The organism is Paenibacillus nitricinens, assembly GCF_052056485.1.
GTDB classification, from domain to species: domain Bacteria; phylum Bacillota; class Bacilli; order Paenibacillales; family Paenibacillaceae; genus Paenibacillus_AQ; species Paenibacillus_AQ nitricinens.
The window spans coordinates 1,609,281-1,626,438 of record NZ_CP183948.1; the positions used below are offsets into that span (position 1 = coordinate 1,609,281).

General features: G+C 45.8%; 15 protein-coding genes. 6 read left to right on the forward strand and 9 right to left on the reverse strand.

All coding sequences use genetic code 11. The features are described 5' to 3' along the window. Positions 1 to 41: 41 nt before the first annotated feature. The 4 genes from ACN6KS_RS07215 to ACN6KS_RS07230 form a co-directional block, all read right to left on the reverse strand. Positions 42 to 1,307 (reverse strand): ABC transporter substrate-binding protein, encoded by a 1,266-nt coding sequence (locus ACN6KS_RS07215; protein ID WP_256990641.1) that lies wholly within the window; start codon positions 1,305 to 1,307, stop codon positions 42 to 44. A gap of 38 nt (positions 1,308 to 1,345) precedes the next feature. Further along, positions 1,346 to 2,185, reverse strand: coding sequence for a carbohydrate ABC transporter permease (locus ACN6KS_RS07220; RefSeq protein WP_076284347.1), 840 nt, complete (start codon positions 2,183 to 2,185; stop codon positions 1,346 to 1,348). Continuing rightward, complete coding sequence (locus ACN6KS_RS07225; protein WP_440961677.1) at positions 2,185 to 3,066, reverse strand: carbohydrate ABC transporter permease; 882 nt, start codon at positions 3,064 to 3,066, stop codon at positions 2,185 to 2,187. Before ACN6KS_RS07225 ends, ACN6KS_RS07220 begins: the two co-directional genes overlap by 1 nt. A 253-nt stretch (positions 3,067 to 3,319) precedes the next feature. Beyond that, positions 3,320 to 4,549 (reverse strand): IS256 family transposase, encoded by a 1,230-nt coding sequence (locus ACN6KS_RS07230; RefSeq protein WP_440961678.1) that lies wholly within the window; start codon positions 4,547 to 4,549, stop codon positions 3,320 to 3,322. Positions 4,550 to 4,691: 142 nt separating this feature from the next. Here ACN6KS_RS07230 and ACN6KS_RS07235 point away from each other — a divergent pair, with 142 nt between their 5' ends. The 3 genes from ACN6KS_RS07235 to ACN6KS_RS07245 are packed head-to-tail and all read left to right on the forward strand — an operon-like array spanning position 4,692 to position 6,041. Then, positions 4,692 to 4,814: a hypothetical protein gene (locus ACN6KS_RS07235; protein WP_341134058.1), complete on the forward strand. Its 123-nt coding sequence runs from the start codon at positions 4,692 to 4,694 to the stop codon at positions 4,812 to 4,814. Between the two features lie 58 nt (positions 4,815 to 4,872). After that, positions 4,873 to 5,340, forward strand: a complete 468-nt coding sequence (locus ACN6KS_RS07240; protein WP_094872241.1) for a VOC family protein — start codon at positions 4,873 to 4,875, stop codon at positions 5,338 to 5,340. 2 nt (positions 5,341 to 5,342) lie between these two features. Beyond that, positions 5,343 to 6,041 (forward strand): SDR family oxidoreductase, encoded by a 699-nt coding sequence (locus ACN6KS_RS07245; RefSeq protein WP_094872242.1) that lies wholly within the window; start codon positions 5,343 to 5,345, stop codon positions 6,039 to 6,041. A 189-nt stretch (positions 6,042 to 6,230) separates the two neighbouring features. Here the strand turns inward: ACN6KS_RS07245 and ACN6KS_RS07250 are convergent, their stop codons facing one another. From ACN6KS_RS07250 to ACN6KS_RS07265, 4 genes are all read right to left on the reverse strand, one after another. Next, positions 6,231 to 7,238: a FecCD family ABC transporter permease gene (locus ACN6KS_RS07250; RefSeq protein WP_094872244.1), complete on the reverse strand. Its 1,008-nt coding sequence runs from the start codon at positions 7,236 to 7,238 to the stop codon at positions 6,231 to 6,233. Further along, the gene (locus ACN6KS_RS07255; RefSeq protein WP_440961679.1) at positions 7,235 to 8,242 is read right to left on the reverse strand and encodes a FecCD family ABC transporter permease; all 1,008 of its coding nucleotides are present in this window, start codon (positions 8,240 to 8,242) and stop codon (positions 7,235 to 7,237) included. Before ACN6KS_RS07255 ends, ACN6KS_RS07250 begins: the two co-directional genes overlap by 4 nt. A 5-nt stretch (positions 8,243 to 8,247) precedes the next feature. Beyond that, a complete protein-coding gene (locus ACN6KS_RS07260; protein WP_042185910.1) occupies positions 8,248 to 9,195 on the reverse strand; it encodes an iron-hydroxamate ABC transporter substrate-binding protein in 948 nt (315 codons plus the stop codon). Between the two features lie 176 nt (positions 9,196 to 9,371). Continuing rightward, a complete protein-coding gene (locus ACN6KS_RS07265; RefSeq protein WP_440961680.1) occupies positions 9,372 to 11,024 on the reverse strand; it encodes a helix-turn-helix domain-containing protein in 1,653 nt (550 codons plus the stop codon). 228 nt (positions 11,025 to 11,252) lie between these two features. Here ACN6KS_RS07265 and ACN6KS_RS07270 point away from each other — a divergent pair, with 228 nt between their 5' ends. Then, a complete protein-coding gene (locus tag ACN6KS_RS07270) occupies positions 11,253 to 12,086 on the forward strand; it encodes a metallophosphoesterase family protein (RefSeq protein WP_280787478.1) in 834 nt (277 codons plus the stop codon). A gap of 188 nt (positions 12,087 to 12,274) precedes the next feature. Then, the gene (locus ACN6KS_RS07275; protein WP_440961681.1) at positions 12,275 to 13,351 is read left to right on the forward strand and encodes a serine hydrolase domain-containing protein; all 1,077 of its coding nucleotides are present in this window, start codon (positions 12,275 to 12,277) and stop codon (positions 13,349 to 13,351) included. Between the two features lie 118 nt (positions 13,352 to 13,469). Here the strand turns inward: ACN6KS_RS07275 and ACN6KS_RS07280 are convergent, their stop codons facing one another. Next, complete coding sequence (locus ACN6KS_RS07280) at positions 13,470 to 14,747, reverse strand: helix-turn-helix domain-containing protein (RefSeq protein WP_440961682.1); 1,278 nt, start codon at positions 14,745 to 14,747, stop codon at positions 13,470 to 13,472. A 110-nt stretch (positions 14,748 to 14,857) separates the two neighbouring features. Here ACN6KS_RS07280 and ACN6KS_RS07285 point away from each other — a divergent pair, with 110 nt between their 5' ends. Continuing rightward, complete coding sequence (locus ACN6KS_RS07285; RefSeq protein WP_440961683.1) at positions 14,858 to 17,122, forward strand: beta-glucosidase family protein; 2,265 nt, start codon at positions 14,858 to 14,860, stop codon at positions 17,120 to 17,122. Positions 17,123 to 17,158 lie beyond the last annotated feature (36 nt).

The window sequence follows — 17,158 nt, forward strand, 5'->3', positions numbered from 1 at the left end:
CGCGCATCATTGCGCGGCTTTTGATGTGCAGAGCGGGTTACTCACTGCACACTGAGATTATCCCAGTTGACTTGAAATTCCTTCAGCATGCCTTCTTTCGTCAGCTTTCCACCGAGATAGCCTTGAATGCTGCTGGATAATTCCTGTGGCATCCCGTTCGGCAGACGGGTCCAGTTCCAGGTAAGTGCTTGATCCTTATCGGTATAGGCTAACACTTCGGCGCCCAGCGCTCCAAGATCTTCTTCGGTGCCCTTAATGCTGTCGAGCGCAGGGATGAACTGGAATTCCTTAGTGATATACTTTTTCCCAGTCTCGGAGGTGACCAGCCAATCCAGGAAGACCTTGGCTTCCTGCTTAACGGGGGAGTTTTTATTGATCACCCAATTACTTGGCACGCCTACATACAGCTTGTCGTTGTCTTCGGGGGTGTCATCAATGGGCATCGGCAGGATACCCAAATTTAGATTAGGATCGATACCATCGATCTGTCCTTGCGTCCAGTTGCCCTGCTGCATCATTGCGGCTTCTCCGCTCGCTAGCATAGTGACTTGGGTATTATAGTCTGTCGAGAGAGGGTTCTTATTGCCGTACTCTACAGTAAGGTCGAGTAGATCGATCCACTTGGAGAAAATAGGGTCTCCGGCGAAGGTTTTGGAGCCGTCTGTAAGTCCGGCGATGAATGCCTCCGGATCAGGCTGCTGGGCGAAAGGTACGTTCACATTATGATTGCCAAGCACGAACCATTCCTGGTAGCCATTCGCAAAAGGTGTGATGCCAGCCGCCTTCAACTTCTCTGAGGCTTCGCGCAGAGCGGTTAGCGTCAATGGCTTCTCGGTGATGCCGGCCTTTTTAAATAGGTCCTTATTATAGATGAAGCCGTATCCTTCCAGATTCATCGGCATGCCATAGAGCTTGCCATCGATGGTCATTTGTTCTGCTGCAAGTGGCTTTACATCCTTGACCCAAGCTTCGCCGCTCAGGTCCTCCAGATATTCCAGCCACATATCACGTTCATTGTTGCCGCCGATGGTGAAGATATCCGGTTCATCTCCAGATGAGAACTTGGCGCGTAGGGAGGCGCCGTAATCGGTCCCGCCACCGACGCTTTGGACCTCCAGCTTAATATTGGGGTGTTCCTTCTCAAATTCAGTCTTAAGCGAAGCGAGCGCTTCAGATATTTCAACCTTGAACTGGTAGATATGCACGGTTTTAACTCCATTCGCATTGTCGCTGTTATCTCCGCAGCCGGCTGTCAGGGCAGCCAGCAGCAGGGAGCATGCGAGGAGAATTCCACGTTTGGTTCTCATATTCATTCATCCTCTCTGGCTGAAAATAACATGTATCGTTAGCCCTTTACGGAGCCTTGGGCAATGCCTTCAATAATATATTTTTGCATCGCTAGGAAAAAAATGACCACAGGCGTAATCCCGAGCACAAGTCCCGGAAGCGCCAAATCCCACTGTTTCGTATATTGTCCGAAGAAGCTATAAGTGGCGATGGGAATGGTGCGAAGCACCGGGTCCTGCAGAATAAGCGAAGGCATTAAGTAATCGTTCCAGATCCACAGGGTATTTAGAATAATGACAGTGACAATAATCGGCTGCATGAGCGGAAGCACAATCCGGAAAAAGGTACCATAAGGACTGTTGCCATCTACTCTCGAAGCCTCCTCAATATCAAGAGGTACCGATTTGACGAAGCCATGGAACAGAAATACAGTCATAGGGGCGCCAAATCCAAGGTACGCTAAAATCAAACCTGCGGTTGAATCCATGACGCCCAGACCGCTAACGACTTGCACCAGCGGGATCATGATCGCCTGAAATGGAATAACCATAGCGGCCACTAAGGCAATATAAAGTATGCGGTTATATAAGCTGTTATTGCGGACCATTTTGTAAGCGCACATAGAGCAGAGGAACGCTAGCAGAATATTACTAATCACCGTGATAATAAAAGAGTTTAGGAAGGCACGAGGAAAATTAATGGCTTTCCAAGCTTCGGCGTAGTTGCTCCACTGGAATACGGAGGGCAGCGCAGCGGAATCCGAAAGAATCTCACTATAGCTTTTAACCGAGTTAGCTAGCAGAAAGTAAAACGGTACTAGGAATAGAAGGCCCAGCAGGATCACAATCACTTCGACGAGAAGCAGGGGCACATTGAATTTCTTGGCGGTAGTCTCCATTACAGCTCCACCTCTCTTTTCTTAGTTGCTCTAACCTGTAGCAGGGAGATCAAGGCCACAATGACGAAGAAAATCATCGCTTTCGCTGAGCCCATCCCGAATCGGCTAATAGTGTAGGCCTCATTGTAAATATTCAACGCTACAGATTCGGTAGCTTTGAAGGGACCACCCTTGGTCAGCGACAGGTTAAGGTCGAACAGCTTAAACGACCAGGAGATAGAAAGGAACAGACAAACGGTTACAGCCGGCATAACCAGCGGGATGATGACATGGCGTAGAGCCTGAAAGCGTCCGGCGCCATCCACTTTTGAGGCTTCAAGCAGGCTTTTGGGAACGTTGTTGATTGCAGAAATGTAGATGACCATTAGGTACCCTGCATTTTGCCAGACAAATACGATCACTATCGCCCAGAAGGCTGTCCCTCCGGTGCCCAGCCACGGAAGATTAAAGAAGGACCAGCCCGTAGCCTGTCCAATCGAGGAGAATCCTCTTACAAAAATAAACTGCCAAATGAACCCGAGCAAAAGTCCACCAATGACATGAGGGACAAAAAATACCGTTCTCAGGACATTACGCGTGAACAGCTTACGGGTCAGTACATAAGCGAGTGCGAAGCCGAGCAGATTGGTCAGCACCAGGCCAAATAAAGTGAACTTCGCTGTGAACCAGAATGAATGAAGAAAGGAAGGGTCCTTCGTGAATATATGTAGATAGTTCCGGAGTCCGGCCCACTCCACATGACGCGAGATTCCGTTCCAGTTGGTAAATGAATAATAGAGTCCTAAAAAGAAAGGAATCAGCACAATCATAAAGAAAAACAAGGAAGTCGGCCCGACAAAAATAAACTGCTGTATCAGGCGTGATCTTTTTCTATGGTCCATCGTTCCTCACCCCTTTTTGTTAATGTAAACTTTTCATTCTATAACCGGATTGGTGATTAAGCGAAACAAAAAGTAATATCACGCACAAAGTAATCTTAACCAGTTACGGTATCGTAGAGGCAAAAATGCCCTTGATAGCCCTGAAAGTGGTCGATTTGGAGAAAAGAGAGGCAAAAATGCCTTTGATAGCGCCGAAAGTGGTAGCGTCAAGAAGTTTGTGTAAGAGAACAGAAAGTAGCTTCTCGGGTATCTGTTAGTGGGTGTGGATGTTCTTTGGGGCGGGGAAATTAGGCAGTTCTTCCTGCCCTTCCTGCACCGGGTACCGCGCTTCAAACATGTTGTTCAGTTTCTTCTTAACCTCCAGATCACCGAAGCCGCGAATCACTCGTTCGCTAAAACGTTCATTGTAGTCCATCACGTCGAGGTAGACAATTTTCTCTGCCGCATCCATATTCGTGAGACTGTTCATCGGCTTTAGGCGCTTTCGGATTTCCTTGTTCATTCGTTCAATCGGATTGGAGGTGTAGATTGCTTCTTTCACGAGTGCCGGATACTTGTAAAACGTTAGCAAGGTAGAGAGTTGCTCCTCCCAAGACCGCATCTCTTTGGGGTACAGCTTGCCCCATTTTGCCTTTACCGTATCAAACGCAGCTAGCGCCAGATCGTGGTCCTGCGCCGTGTAGATGGTCTTTAGATCCTCAATCACTTCCGTTTTGTGCTGGATCCGGATTTTAGGGAAGGTAGAGCGAACCTTGTGGACAATACAGTGCTGCACATCGGCTTTTGGGTAGGTTTCTTTAAATGCAGCATCGAGTCCTGGTAGCCCGTCAAATATACCGAGCAGTACTTCCTGTGCGCCTCGGTTGTAGAGGTCTTTCAACACTTCTCGCCAGCCGTTTGCGCTCTCTTGGCCACCTACATAGAAGCCAAGAATTTGCCGGTGCCCATCTTCGTCGATCCCCATCGCGAAATAAACGACTTCTCCCTTGACGGTCCCGCGTTTAAGCTTGACGTACAAGCCGTCCAGATAGATCACGGAATAGCGCTTGTTTAACGAACGTTTTTGCCACTGGTGGATGTCGTCAAGTACCGTAGCTGTTATATTACTGACCGTTGTGGGGGAATAGTGGCTGCCAAACATACTTTCAATAAAACGGGCTACATCCCGGGTGCCCATGCCCGACTTATACATCTGAATTACCGCCTCTTCCAGCCAGCCGTCCCGTCTCTGGTACGGCTCAAACAACTGAGTCTGGAACAGACCTTGGCGGTCTCGGGGAACCTCTAAATCCTCCACATTGCCGTATTTCGTATGCAGGTTTCGTGTGTAATATCCGTTGCGGCTGTTGCGTGCACCTGCTTCATCGCTCGACATGAACGCTTGGATTTCTGCGCGCATAATGGATTCCATGTTATCTTTTACAAACTGAGTGACAAGATTTTCAAATAGATTATTAAGTTGGTTTTCGGGTAAAATAGTCATCGAGTAGGGTTCCTTTCTTGGTGGACTTCGCAATCCCGAGAATACCCTACTTTTTTGTTGCCTGGCTAGGCTCCAAATCCTGGTACACAACTTATTTTACGCCATCCCGAAAGTGGTCGATTTGGAGAAAAGAGAGGCAAAAATGCCTTTGATAGCGCTGAAAGTGGTCGATTTGGAGAAAAGAGAGGCAAAAATGCCTTTGATAGCGCCGAAAGTGGCTGGGCTTTATTTTCACTGGCTCGGAGCGATTTCTTTTCGGGCTTGACAGCCCTTTCAAAGAATCGGTATGGTGGACTTGTCAGACTAATAGGAGGTTGATACGCATGTCAGGATGGCTAGGCAATCATTTTGTTACGCAGATTGGAATATTAGTGAATGATGTTGAAAAGGTAAGTACGGCATATGCCGAGTTTTTTGGACTCAAAAAGCCGGAAATTATCGTTACAGATACAGAAGATGTTGCACAGACACGGCATAATGGCGTGGCGACGCAGGCGCGGGCTAAGCTGGCTTTTTTTGATATGGGCTCTTTGCAGCTGGAATTGATTGAACCGGATCATGAGCCGAGTACGTGGCGCGATTACTTGAATGAGCATGGTGAGGGACCTCATCATATTGCTTTTGTGGTTGAAGGAATGAAAGAAAAGATAATGCTGCTAGAAGGCAAAGGCTTCCCACTTCAGCAAAAGGGTGAGTATACCGGTGGGCGTTATGCTTATATGGACACTTTCAAGGAGTTAAAGGTGATTGTGGAGCTGCTAGAGAACGATAAGGATAACGGGGAGGAGTAATTATGAATATTATTATTACCGGTGCAGGACGTGGACTAGGTTATGAGCTGGCGGCTGAAGCGCTGAAGCGTGGTCATGGAGTTATTGCCGGGGTTCGCCGTCCCGCTCAGGAACAAACAGCGTTATCCCAGCTTGCTGAAACCTATGGAGATAAGCTTACCATCGCTGCGCTGGACGTGACGGACGAGACGGGAATCGCGGCACTTGCTGCGAGTCTACAAGAACAAGGACGCTCGCTCGGTGCCATTATTAATAATGCGGCGGTGCTCAGCGCCCGGGATACATCGATTGAAGTATTGGATTTCCAAGATATGCTCACAACGATGGATATTAATCTGTATGGACCAATGCGAGTGGTTAAGCATTTCTTGCCGTTACTCACGGAACCCGAATGCTCGATCATCAATATATCGTCGGAAGCAGGAAGTATAACGAATGCTTACCCGAACGACTATCCTTATGGCATTTCCAAAACGGCGCTCAATATGTTCTCACAGCAGCTGCATGTGTATGTAAAAGAACGCGGGATTCAAGTACTCAGCGTGCATCCCGGCTGGATGCAAACGGATATGGGCGGGGCAGAGGCACCAACAAATCCTAATCATAGTGCCGAGGGAATCCTAGACCTGATCGAGAAGCGAACTACACGGGAAGGTCATTTCATGTTTGTAGATTATACGGGTAAGGATATGAAGATTTAGCTGATTAGATACCGCTCTTCTCGGTTGAAATCTGATGACAAAGGCGGTCACTACGTTGCTACAGTTCCAAACTTCCCCTCCGATCCTTCTCGCTATTCGTTATAATCTTTTATTCAGCCTATATAAATAAGAGTGGCAGTAGAAAGAACCTCGGTAAATGTGCCGAGGTTTTTTTGTCTAAACAAATGCTTATTTCTTAAGCAATAAATAAGCGAAATAAGGTACGCCGATTAGCGACACCATGATTCCTGCCGGAATACCGTCAGGATCGACGAGATTGCGGCCAACGGTGTCCGCGATCAGAAGTAGCCAGCCGCCCAACAACACAGCGACGGGAATAAACATCTGATTACGCGGGCCGACTAGCGATTTCGCAATATGTGGAGCCATCAGTCCGATGAAGGCGATCCCACCTGTGACAGAAACTGCGGAGGCTGAAGCTGCAACTGCCGTGAGAATCAGAACGATACGTTCACGTTCGAGATTCAGCCCGACACCAATGGCAGATACTTCACTTAGGCTGAGCAGGTTGAGTCGCTGCGATTTGTACAGGGTAAAGGGAACTAGTAAGATCAACCAAGGCAGTAAAGCCCAGATGAATGGCCAATCTGTACCCCATATATTCCCCGCGATCCATTTAGCAATAAAATCTACCTTGGCACGATCCGCGGAGGAAATGATCACGATCATAACGCCAGACAGCGCTAGGGAGAACCCTACCCCAACAAGCACTAACCGAACAGGGTCAAGCCCCTTGGTCCGACTATATGAAAAAAGATAGATTAACGCTGCCGTAAGTAATGCCCCTATGAAAGCAACCAGCGGCAGCGCATAAATGAATGATCCGGCGCTAACCGGGAAAAAGAGAAAGAAAGCAGCGACTGCCACACCTGCACCGGAGTTGATACCAATAATACCGGGGTCGGCTAGATCGTTTCGTGTAACGCTTTGCAGAATGGAACCGGATAACGCCAAGGCCATGCCTGCCAGCAATGTAATCAGAATCCGCGGCAATCTTACAGAGAATAATACAAAGTCCTCTTTAAAGGTTCCATGCCCGAATAGAACCGGAAGCAGTCTGTCAAAAGATAGAGAAGAATATCCGATTCCCATGCTGACGATTGCTGTCAGCAGAATCAATCCGCTGCATACACATAGGATAATACGTTGCTTTCGTACGGGAGCAGAGGAGATCATGAGAGTGTTTTACCTCCTTTCCGAACAACAAACAAGAAGAAAGGTAGCCCAAGCATAGCTACTACGGCGACCACTGGCGTCTCATAAGGTGCATGGATTGTCCGTCCAATTGTATCCGCGAGAAGCATGAACGATGCACCTGTAAAGATCGAGATCGGCAATATATACCGGTAATCGGTACCGACAATCTTACGGACAATATGCGGAATCATCAGCCCCACAAAAGCCATATCTCCAATTAGAGCAACCGATGCTCCAGTCAGCAGAATAATAAGAGTGAATAGAATCCCTTTAACCAAAGCTAGGTTTTGGCCTAAACCGATGGCTACCTCGTCACTTAAGCTAAGAATGGTTAACTGGTTTGAAAATATTAATGCGACCACGATGCCGATGAGGATCACAGGTGCGATAGCCTGAAGCTGGCCCCAGGTTGTGCCAATCAATCCACCCGCTGTCCACATGGATACATCCTTGGATATTTTGAAGGCAATGCTTACGCCACTTGCGATAGCATACAGAAAGGCAGATACCGCTGCACCGGCGAGTACGATTCGAATCGGAGAGAAGCCACCTTGGCGAACAGAACCGAGAACAAGCACTAGTACGGCTCCTAGGGCAGCGCCAAAGAAACAAGCGATCATGGTACCAAAATAATTCAGTCCCGGCAGAAATACAAACGTAAGAGCCAGCGCCATATTCGCGCCCGAGGTCAGACCGAGCAGGCCTGGGTCGGCTAATGGATTGCGTGTAACCCCCTGCATGATAGCACCAGATACGGCAAAGGCCGCACCGATCAGCATGGCGGCGAGTTCGCGAGGCAGCCGGATCTCACGCAGAATAAGGACATTGTCTGCTTTTGAATTTGAGGTGATGGCGAGCCACAGATCATTGAAAGTGGTTTCTTTAGCCCCGAATAACATAGCAATCACGAGGCATATCACCATTACCAGCACGCTACCAAGCAGCTTATATAAATATGGAATGGAAGTTTGCTTCGTAGTCATTATCTTTATTTTCCAAGAAATTGTTGTTCAAAGAATTCCAACTGGTACTCTAAGCTAAGTGGATCGTTAAAGTAGAATGCTTTTGCATCAGCTTCAAACACGCGATTGTTTTTGACAGCAGGGATGCTCTTATAGATTTCTGTATTCTGGAAGGAATTGTCCTCATCCGCATTTTTACTGAAAATAACGTAATCGCCCAGATAATCCTTCAGCACTTCTGTCGAGACAGCAAAGAATCCATCTGTTTTGGTGCTTTCCTTTACTGTTTCTGGCATGCCAAGCTTGAAGTCCCCATAGAGGAGTTCAGTTCCGCGACCAAAGTTATACCCGTATACATACAATTGCTTATTAAAGGTCTCAATAACAGAGACAGTGGCATTATCACCGATCTTCGCTCTGATTTCTTCACCCGCTTTTTTGGTACGGGCACTAAAATCATCAACCCAAGCTTGAGCTTCTTTTTCTTTATTGACCAACTTACCGACTTCCAGCTGTTGGGTTAAGTAATCCACTTTATTATAAGTATAAGTAACGGTCGGTGCGATTTGCTTAAATTTATCGATATTCTTAATATCGGAGAGCCCGATGATCAGATCCGGCTGCAGTTCAATGATTTTCTCCAGGCTTTCATCGCTAACCGCTTCTACGTCTTTTAGCTGTTCTTCAAAGCGTGGATTGGTTTTGGACATTTCGTCTACACCTACAACAGGTACACCAAGTGCCATGACATTCCCTGTTAAAAAACGGGTGAGTACAACGACACGCTGAGGATGTGTTGGAACCTCAACAGGTCCGTCTTCGGATTGATAAGTAAAAGTCGCACTTTCTGACTCCGCAGCAGGAGTAGAAGATGGACTGTTTGTAGGACTAGCATCATTCTTCGCCTGATTTCCCCCACAAGCACTGAGTGCAATCCCCATAATAAGTACAAACGGAATAAATATCTTTCTCATTAAATCATTCTCCCCTTTTTTTGTATGACAGTGTTACTTTGAACAATTCAAACCGTGTAAATCAATCTTCAGCCTATGCTTTAGAGTGATTATGAGAATCATTCGCATTTGTAATCATTATAGGGATCCCTTATGTGCCTAACCATGCCTTTTTGTTGGAAAAAAGACTTGGACTATTATTTGCCTTTGAATAAAGCTACAGCACGTCCTAGTTGTAAGCGAATCGAAGCGGGGTTATAAGGAACCCAATCATCCAGATCAAGTAAATGGACTTTCTTCTGCTGCACTGCGGAAAGCTGGCTCCAATAAGGGGATTGAAAGATCGCTTCAGTGTGCGCGGTAGAGCCTTTGGCATCGGGAAATACAATGACTAAAATTCGGTCTCCTGCATAATCTGCAAGATCAGAAACCTCGATTGAAATCGAATGGAACTGATCTCCCAGTCTTTTTATCTCATTGTCAATCAAGGTCGGAGCTCTAAGCCCAAGGGATTGGTACATCACATAACCAACATTCCGTGCTCCGTAAACGAGTAATTCCTCAGGCTTAATCACCAGAATGGTGACAATATCTTTAGCGACAGTGCTGTGCTGCACTACTTCGCGGGCTTCTAGCTCTTCTTGTTCAAAATTGTTCAGCCACTGCTCCGCCCGTTCACTCCGCTGAATGGCTCGGCCAATTAGGCGGAGCTGATCTTTCCAGCCGATTTCGTTCCAAGAGACTTCCATAATAGGGGCTACTGCCCGTAGCTGCCCAGCATTCAATCCGTATTCTTCCAAATGCTCTTTGGCCGCAATAATCAGTTCAACGTTGGCATCAAGTAAAAGCGATCGGATCTGTTCAGCCGAGCTATTTGTGTTGATAAACTTCATCGACTGAGGTGGCTCCTGATCCGAAAGATTCAAATATTCACTACTTTCAGAGATGGTAACCGCAGGTTCTAAGCCAAGTAACAGTAAATGGCTTGCATAAGGGGTGAGCATTACGGCAACTCGCTGGAAAGAGCTTCGACTGTATCCTGAAGGAGATGCGCCTGTCTGCAGTTTAAAACGACGACTGAGATAAAATTCGTCCTTGTAGCCTACCTTTAGCGCAATTTCTCTAAGCGTGCCTGATCCGTTAAGCAAAAGCTCCTTGGCACTATGGACCCGTAGCCGCGACAAGTATTCGCTCTGGCTAAAGCCTGTCACCTGCTTGAACAGCGTTGAATAATGCGAGCTGCTTACACCCGCAATGGCGGCTAAGTGCTCACGTGTTATTTTTTCGCTAAAGTGATTCTCCAGGTAAGAAATGCTCCGTTCCATCGATGGCTGCTCGTTGACTGTATATCTGGCTTCCTGCTGTTCAAGCAATTGTAGAATAATCTGATGAAAGAGCATTTGATTCTGTACATGACGTGTTTCTCGATCTGGCAGTCGGTGAAGATACAACTCCTTGACACAAGATACAATGGTAGGCTCATAAGGAAATAACGACATATTTGAACTCGAAGCCATTTCGCTTTTTCGTACCATCGTACTGCCAGGTATAGCTTGAGTCTGCTCTTGAATCCAGATGGTGAGCTTATAGGCATGAAGCGGCTGCTGGAGATTTGTAATTAAAGAGGCATGAGTATTAGCGGGGAGAAGGATTACGCTTCCTTCCGTAAGCTCATAAGTTAGATTATTGACTTCAAGGCTTCCTTTACCAGCGGCAACGGCCAGTAATACGGTTAGATTCTCATGAATCTGAACTCTTGGTAGATTTGAGGTCCCATACATCGATTGAATGCTGCCAGCGCTATATAAAGGAAAATGAGATTCGGCCCATTCCGGGATAACGTTATTCAAAATAAGGCCTCCGTTACATGAATATATTTTGAAACTATAATGCTATAGATTGAACTGTATTATTGACGTCTGTGGAACTAATTATAACATCTTACCTTTTTAGATAAGCCTGTTAATTAACTGCTCTATATATTCTTTTTAAAGGATACGTCTGTCCAAGAGAAAGCACATTGGATCGAATATACATACTACCAGGAATTCTTCATCCATTTTAAAGAGGTGATTAAGATGAAAAAGCAGATAGCCTCCACTAAGAAGCGAAGGCTTCTTGCCAGTCCTAAGCCCAAACGTAATCTGAATCTTAAAGCAAAAGCCCAGACTATTAATTTCGCGGTTATTGGGGATAGCCATGTGGGATATGGGAATAGCGCAAGCATTTTTAGAAATCTTCTGCCAAAGGCTGTGGGGAGCGGGAATAAGAGGTTTGTTATTTTTGGAGGAGATAACACGCAAGCGGGAGCGAATCATGGAAATAATGCAAATGCCTACTACAAGGACTTCAAGGATACAGTTACTAGCACGCTCGGAAGCATCCCCTATAAAGCATCGATTGGAAATTGGGAGGCAAGTACCCAGTCCTTATTCACACAATATTTAGGGGCTGTTGAAGGACAAATGAATTTCCCTGGGACACAGGGCAAAGTGAAGTACGTATGGCTCAATTGTGCGCTTGGAAAATTTTCGCCGGCCAGTATAAATCTATTAAAGAATTTAGATGACCAGCATTACTACATTATTGATTTTCATTGGCCTTTAAAAGTGAGCGGGATCACGGTCGATCCTAGCCATGTATTAAGCGCGGCGGAGACTGCTAAGTTTTTTACGTCTATTCCTGTAAAGGTGAGAGATAAAGTACTGGCTATTTTTACACATCATGGGCATTTGTTTTACCGAAAGCTTACTAATATATATCCAGGGTATACAAATACAAAATTCTTTGTGTGCGGATGTTCGGGTGATTATAAATGTAAGCCGAGTGGTGATCGCGGTTATTACAACGCCACACTAACCATCAATGGGACGGCATTAAATGTCGATGCTTTTAAGGTAGCGGTCTCTTAGTGAAGAAGTGGATGCGGTTAAAATAAAACGCTAATTTTCGGGATAAACCCGAGATTAGCGTTTTATTTTATTAAGAATAGCCCATTAACCATGGAGTCACAGGTAAATAGTGAGTAAGCAGGATTATTTAACATATTTGTATAATAGTTTGTATATGTATTGAATAAATTTATTTAGGGGGGCTATCCATGAAAGAACTATTATTTCATTCTTTAGAACAAGCGGGTGTGTCGGCTTGCGGTGTAGAGCGCATACGTATAGCAGCTGCACAAATGGTTGAAGACAATATCACACCGGCACAAGTTATTGTTGCTGCAAGAAAGGGTACGCTACTGGTCCATCAAGCGAACGGGAAATTCGGTCCAGAGCCAGGAGCGGCAGAATTAACTGTAGATGCTATATATCCAATATGCTCCATAACAAAACTGTTTACGGCAACCGCTATTATGATGTTAATGGAACAAGGGAAGATTGGTCTAAACAGACCTGTTTCCGATTACATCCCCGAATTTACAGGTGAAGGTAAAACTAAGGTATGCGTACATCACTTATTGACACATACCTCTGGCCTGGAGGGTGAGGTGATTTGGCAGAACGGACAGTTGAAAAAGGAACAAGGAGAATACCCTCCACACGAACCTAATCAAGATCCAGATCAGCATAAGTACTTATATGGCGGTTATGATGCACCGCTTAGTAACGAACCTGGTACGGTGATGTCTTATTGCGGATATGGTTATGAGCTGTTGGGTGAAATCATCCGGCGCGTTAGCGGACAGGCTTATGATGTATTCGTAAAGGAAACCATTTTTAAACCGCTTGGTATGGAAAATACATATTATCGTGTACCCATGGACGTGCTGGACAAAGTAGTAAGACGTGCACCAGAAGCGGCGTGCGCGGAATGGGTAGACAGCGAGTATAATTTGAATTCCGTATCTGCGGGGGGCGGCGCGTACTCCACGGCTATGGATTTGGCTGTCTTTGGCCAGATGTTTCTTAACGGTGGGATATATAACGGAGTACGATTTCTTAGTCCGGTTACCGTAAAAGAAATGACCCGCAACCAAATTCCAGGCGTATCCTCACAATATAGAGACGAGGTTTTTCCAGAAGCGTATTGGGGTACGGATGGGCGATTAACGGCTCGAAGCGTGATGGTGGAGATTTGTTCTCTCCAGAAGCCTATTCACACTGGGGCGCGGCAGGTCCTTTCCTCTGCGTTGATCCGATTTATCAGACAGTTACGGTGCATTTATCCGTAGAGCTAGATCACCAGAAGCCATTTAAAAATATGTATGTGGATTACTTCAACAATACTGTTCTGGCAGCCATCACTGATCTTTAATCCACTTTTTAGATTTTTTGTCGTGTCATATATTCTTAAAGCGTGCTTTCCCAGTTTCTTCTGAATTGTTTAGGTGTGGTGCCAGTATATTTCTTAAACACTTTGGTAAAATAGCTCTGGTCATTGAAATGCAGCCTCGTAGCAATATCAGATAAGCTAATGCCCGGTAATTCGATTAATCGTTTAGCTTCTTCAATTCGTTCGATTTGAATAAAATCACTGATCGTGAATCCTGTTTCCTTCTTAAATAATAGGGAGAGATAGCTTCTGTTCAATCCAGCGACTTCAGCCAGCTTATCTAAGGAGAGTTCCTCATATAAATGATTAAAAATATAGTTCTGACAGAGGTCCACGGTGCGCGAAAATTTCGCCATCCGGCTCTCTCTGACATGGTCAGCGAAATCGCAAAGCGCATTAAGAATAGCATGATCTACAGCGGGAATGTCTTTTAGTTCTTCGATATGCTGGATATGAAAGTCGCTTAGGGTATAAGAAATCTCCCAATACAGCCCTCCATCAATAGCAGCACGTGTAGCGAGCGTAATACAGGAGATTGCCAGATTCTTTTTGTTGCGTAACTGACTTTTTTTAGAGAGTACACCGTAATTTTCTTCGGGGAATGAAGCTTGGCTTCGTAGCAGCTCGGCTTTATTCCCATTTTTGATATGGTGAAATAGAGCCTTTTCCAGCATAGGCTCGTGATGGAACCATGTATTCTCGCGTCGATAGGAAACATCTAAGTCCAAACTGCCTGCGGGAGGCTGTTTATGCTCAAGAGTTCGGGTGTCGAGTAGCAGTTCGCTAAGAGATAACGTCTTTCCAGTGACGAGCGAGTACATCAGCATAGCGGTATGGTAGAGTCTCATTTTATTTAACACGGTCAAGCTGCGGTAGTATTTCATCCATTGCTCTTGAAGCTTTAATGGAACTTCATGGTCACGCATCAGACTTGTCATATTGTCCTCTGAAAGGTGAGTATAGAGTGTAGGACCGATCACAATGCTTCCCCCGTTACTGCTGCCTGAGGGCAGATCGAGAAGGATATAATTCTCTAGGAAATTAGTGGTGCGAATGATTGGTATTGAGACATTTGAGCTATCGTGATAAGAATTGTTTTCTCTATTATTCGAATTTGCAATTTCTGAAAGGAGTTCATTGATGTTATGAGCCCACGGAGCGCTCTCTGAAGAGGAAGGCAGCGCTAGCTCGATTCTTCGATCGGAGTCAAGCAGAAACACAGGAATTTGAAGCGATTCATACAGCGCTTTACAGACATATTGAGCTCCTTCATGATCGTCCAAATAATTCAACATTTTAAAGCCCCCTTACCCAACAAGAATACCGAAAATACAATAATAATACCATAAATCCGGCATGAAGTAGATTAAAATGAGGATAGTATACATTCAGAGGAGGTATTTTTATGAAAACCAACATTCATGAACTCATCGCACAAATGACCCTTGAGGAGAAAGCAGGACTCTGCTCAGGGCTTGATTTCTGGCATACTAAGGGCATTGAACGACTCGGAATCCCCTCTTTAATGGTAACGGACGGACCTCATGGTTTACGTAAGCAAAAAGAGAGTGCCGATCACCTCGGGCTCCATAACAGTGTACCCGCAACGTGTTTTCCTTCAGCAGCAGGGATGGCTTCTTCCTGGGATCGGGATTTAATCGGACGTGTGGGTGCAGCACTAGGGAAAGAGTGCCAGGCAGAGAATGTCGCTGTTCTGCTCGGGCCGGGAACAAATATTAAGCGCTCCCCACTAAATGGTCGTAACTTTGAATATTTTTCAGAAGACCCTTATCTTTCGTCGGAGATGGGTGGAAAACATATCAATGGTGTGCAAAGTGAAGGAGTAGGAACCTCACTCAAGCATTTTGCCGCAAATAATCAGGAGCACCGGAGAATGTCCGTTGATGCCGTTATTGATGAGCGGACGCTGCGGGAGATTTATCTGGCTAGCTTTGAAGGTGCAGTTAAGAAGAGTCAGCCATGGAGTGTGATGTGCTCTTACAATCGCTTAAACGGTGAATATGCTTCAGAAAGTGAGTTTCTCCTGACAAAGATTCTTAGAGAGGAATGGGGCTACGCAGGATTCGTCGTTTCCGATTGGGGGGCGGTCAATGAGCGAGTAAAGGCACTGCAATCAGGTCTGGAACTGGAAATGCCATCCACCGGAGGACTTGGCGATGCCAAGATTGTCGCAGCGGTGCAAAGTGGGGAGTTGGCGGAAGAAACGTTAAATCTTGCAGTGGAACGGTTGCTTACCTTTGTTTTTAAAGCGGTCGAGAACCGTAAAGAGAATGCCTCATTTAATGTTGAGGATCATCATCGTTTGGCACGTGAAGTGGCGCGGGAGAGCATGGTGCTCCTTAGAAATGAGGATCATATTTTACCGCTATCTAAAGTAGGAAGCATTGCGATTATAGGTGAGTTTGCTAGGAATCCGCGTTATCAGGGCGGGGGTAGCTCACATGTGAATCCGACGAAGTTGGATGATGCTTTTGAAGAGATGAAGGCTCTTGCAGGATCTGCCGAGCTATTGTATGCACAAGGATATGAACTGAATCATGACGGGATTAATCAAGCTTTGCTACAAGAGGCACGGGATATAGCGGCCAAAGGGGATATAGCCGTATTGTTCCTTGGACTTCCGGATAACTATGAATCAGAAGGTTATGATCGCAGTCATTTGTCGCTTCCGGAGAGCCATAAAGCGCTGATCAATGCAGTGGCTGAGGTGCAAAGCAATATCGTCGTTGTACTCAGCAATGGTTCACCCATAGAAATGCCTTGGATTCATAAAACGAAGGGGGTTCTTGAAGGTTATCTAGGTGGGCAGGCTTTTGGCGGTGCAGTGGCAGATTTACTGTTTGGAGAGGTTAGTCCAAGTGGCAAGCTGGCAGAGACCTTCCCGATGAAGCTGAGTGATAATCCATCCTTTCTTAATTTCCCAGGTGAAGGGGATACAGTGGAGTATAAAGAAGGTTTGTTTGTAGGCTATCGTTACTATGATAAAAAAGAGCTTGAACCGCTGTTTCCTTTCGGCTTTGGCCTAAGCTACACAGAATTTCAATACAGTAATTTAACAATTTCCAAGAGCAGTATAAAAGATAACGAGTCCGTAAAAGTTACGGCTACCGTCAAAAATACAGGTACTCGTGCTGGAAAAGAAATCGTTCAGCTCTATGTTAGTGATGTGGAGAGCAGCGTAATCCGCCCACTTAAGGAGCTAAAGGGCTTTCAGAAGCTAGCGCTTCAGCCTGGGGAAGAGCAAGAGGTTGCTTTTGAACTGGATAAACGTTCCTTTGCTTATTACAACGTCAACATTGGGGATTGGCATGTGGAAAGTGGCATTTTTGACATTGCTATCGGTTCCTCTTCAAGGGATATTCGTCTGACTGCTTCTATTGAAGTGGAATCGACAGTTCCGCTTGCGTTACGATATCATCGCAACAGTACCGTCGGTGATTTGCTAGACAATCCACGGACGGCAGATAAAGTGAAGAAATTCAGCAGTGTTTTTGGGTTAGGCGATGCGATGGGCGATAATCCAGAAATGTTCATGGCGATGATGAAATATATGCCGCTGCGGGCACTGATTGGATTCGGCCAAGGGAAATACACGGAAGAAGATTTAGCCAAGGATCTGCAAGAATTTAATGCTTTGGCTGTGGAGTAGGAGATCAATTCAAAGAAGTTCGGAGAATCTTGCAGG

Coding starts and splice junctions, on each gene's coding strand:
- ACN6KS_RS07215 (WP_256990641.1), bottom strand. CDS start 1,307: ATGAGAACCAAACGTGGAATTCTCCTCGCATGCTCCCTGCTGCTGGCT.
- ACN6KS_RS07220 (WP_076284347.1), bottom strand. CDS start 2,185: ATGGAGACTACCGCCAAGAAATTCAATGTGCCCCTGCTTCTCGTCGAA.
- ACN6KS_RS07225 (WP_440961677.1), bottom strand. CDS start 3,066: ATGGACCATAGAAAAAGATCACGCCTGATACAGCAGTTTATTTTTGTC.
- ACN6KS_RS07230 (WP_440961678.1), bottom strand. CDS start 4,549: ATGACTATTTTACCCGAAAACCAACTTAATAATCTATTTGAAAATCTT.
- ACN6KS_RS07235 (WP_341134058.1), top strand. CDS start 4,692: ATGCCTTTGATAGCGCTGAAAGTGGTCGATTTGGAGAAAAGAGAGGCA.
- ACN6KS_RS07240 (WP_094872241.1), top strand. CDS start 4,873: ATGTCAGGATGGCTAGGCAATCATTTTGTTACGCAGATTGGAATATTA.
- ACN6KS_RS07245 (WP_094872242.1), top strand. CDS start 5,343: ATGAATATTATTATTACCGGTGCAGGACGTGGACTAGGTTATGAGCTG.
- ACN6KS_RS07250 (WP_094872244.1), bottom strand. CDS start 7,238: ATGATCTCCTCTGCTCCCGTACGAAAGCAACGTATTATCCTATGTGTA.
- ACN6KS_RS07255 (WP_440961679.1), bottom strand. CDS start 8,242: ATGACTACGAAGCAAACTTCCATTCCATATTTATATAAGCTGCTTGGT.
- ACN6KS_RS07260 (WP_042185910.1), bottom strand. CDS start 9,195: ATGAGAAAGATATTTATTCCGTTTGTACTTATTATGGGGATTGCACTC.
- ACN6KS_RS07270 (WP_280787478.1), top strand. CDS start 11,253: ATGAAAAAGCAGATAGCCTCCACTAAGAAGCGAAGGCTTCTTGCCAGT.
- ACN6KS_RS07275 (WP_440961681.1), top strand. CDS start 12,275: ATGAAAGAACTATTATTTCATTCTTTAGAACAAGCGGGTGTGTCGGCT.
- ACN6KS_RS07280 (WP_440961682.1), bottom strand. CDS start 14,747: ATGTTGAATTATTTGGACGATCATGAAGGAGCTCAATATGTCTGTAAA.
- ACN6KS_RS07285 (WP_440961683.1), top strand. CDS start 14,858: ATGAAAACCAACATTCATGAACTCATCGCACAAATGACCCTTGAGGAG.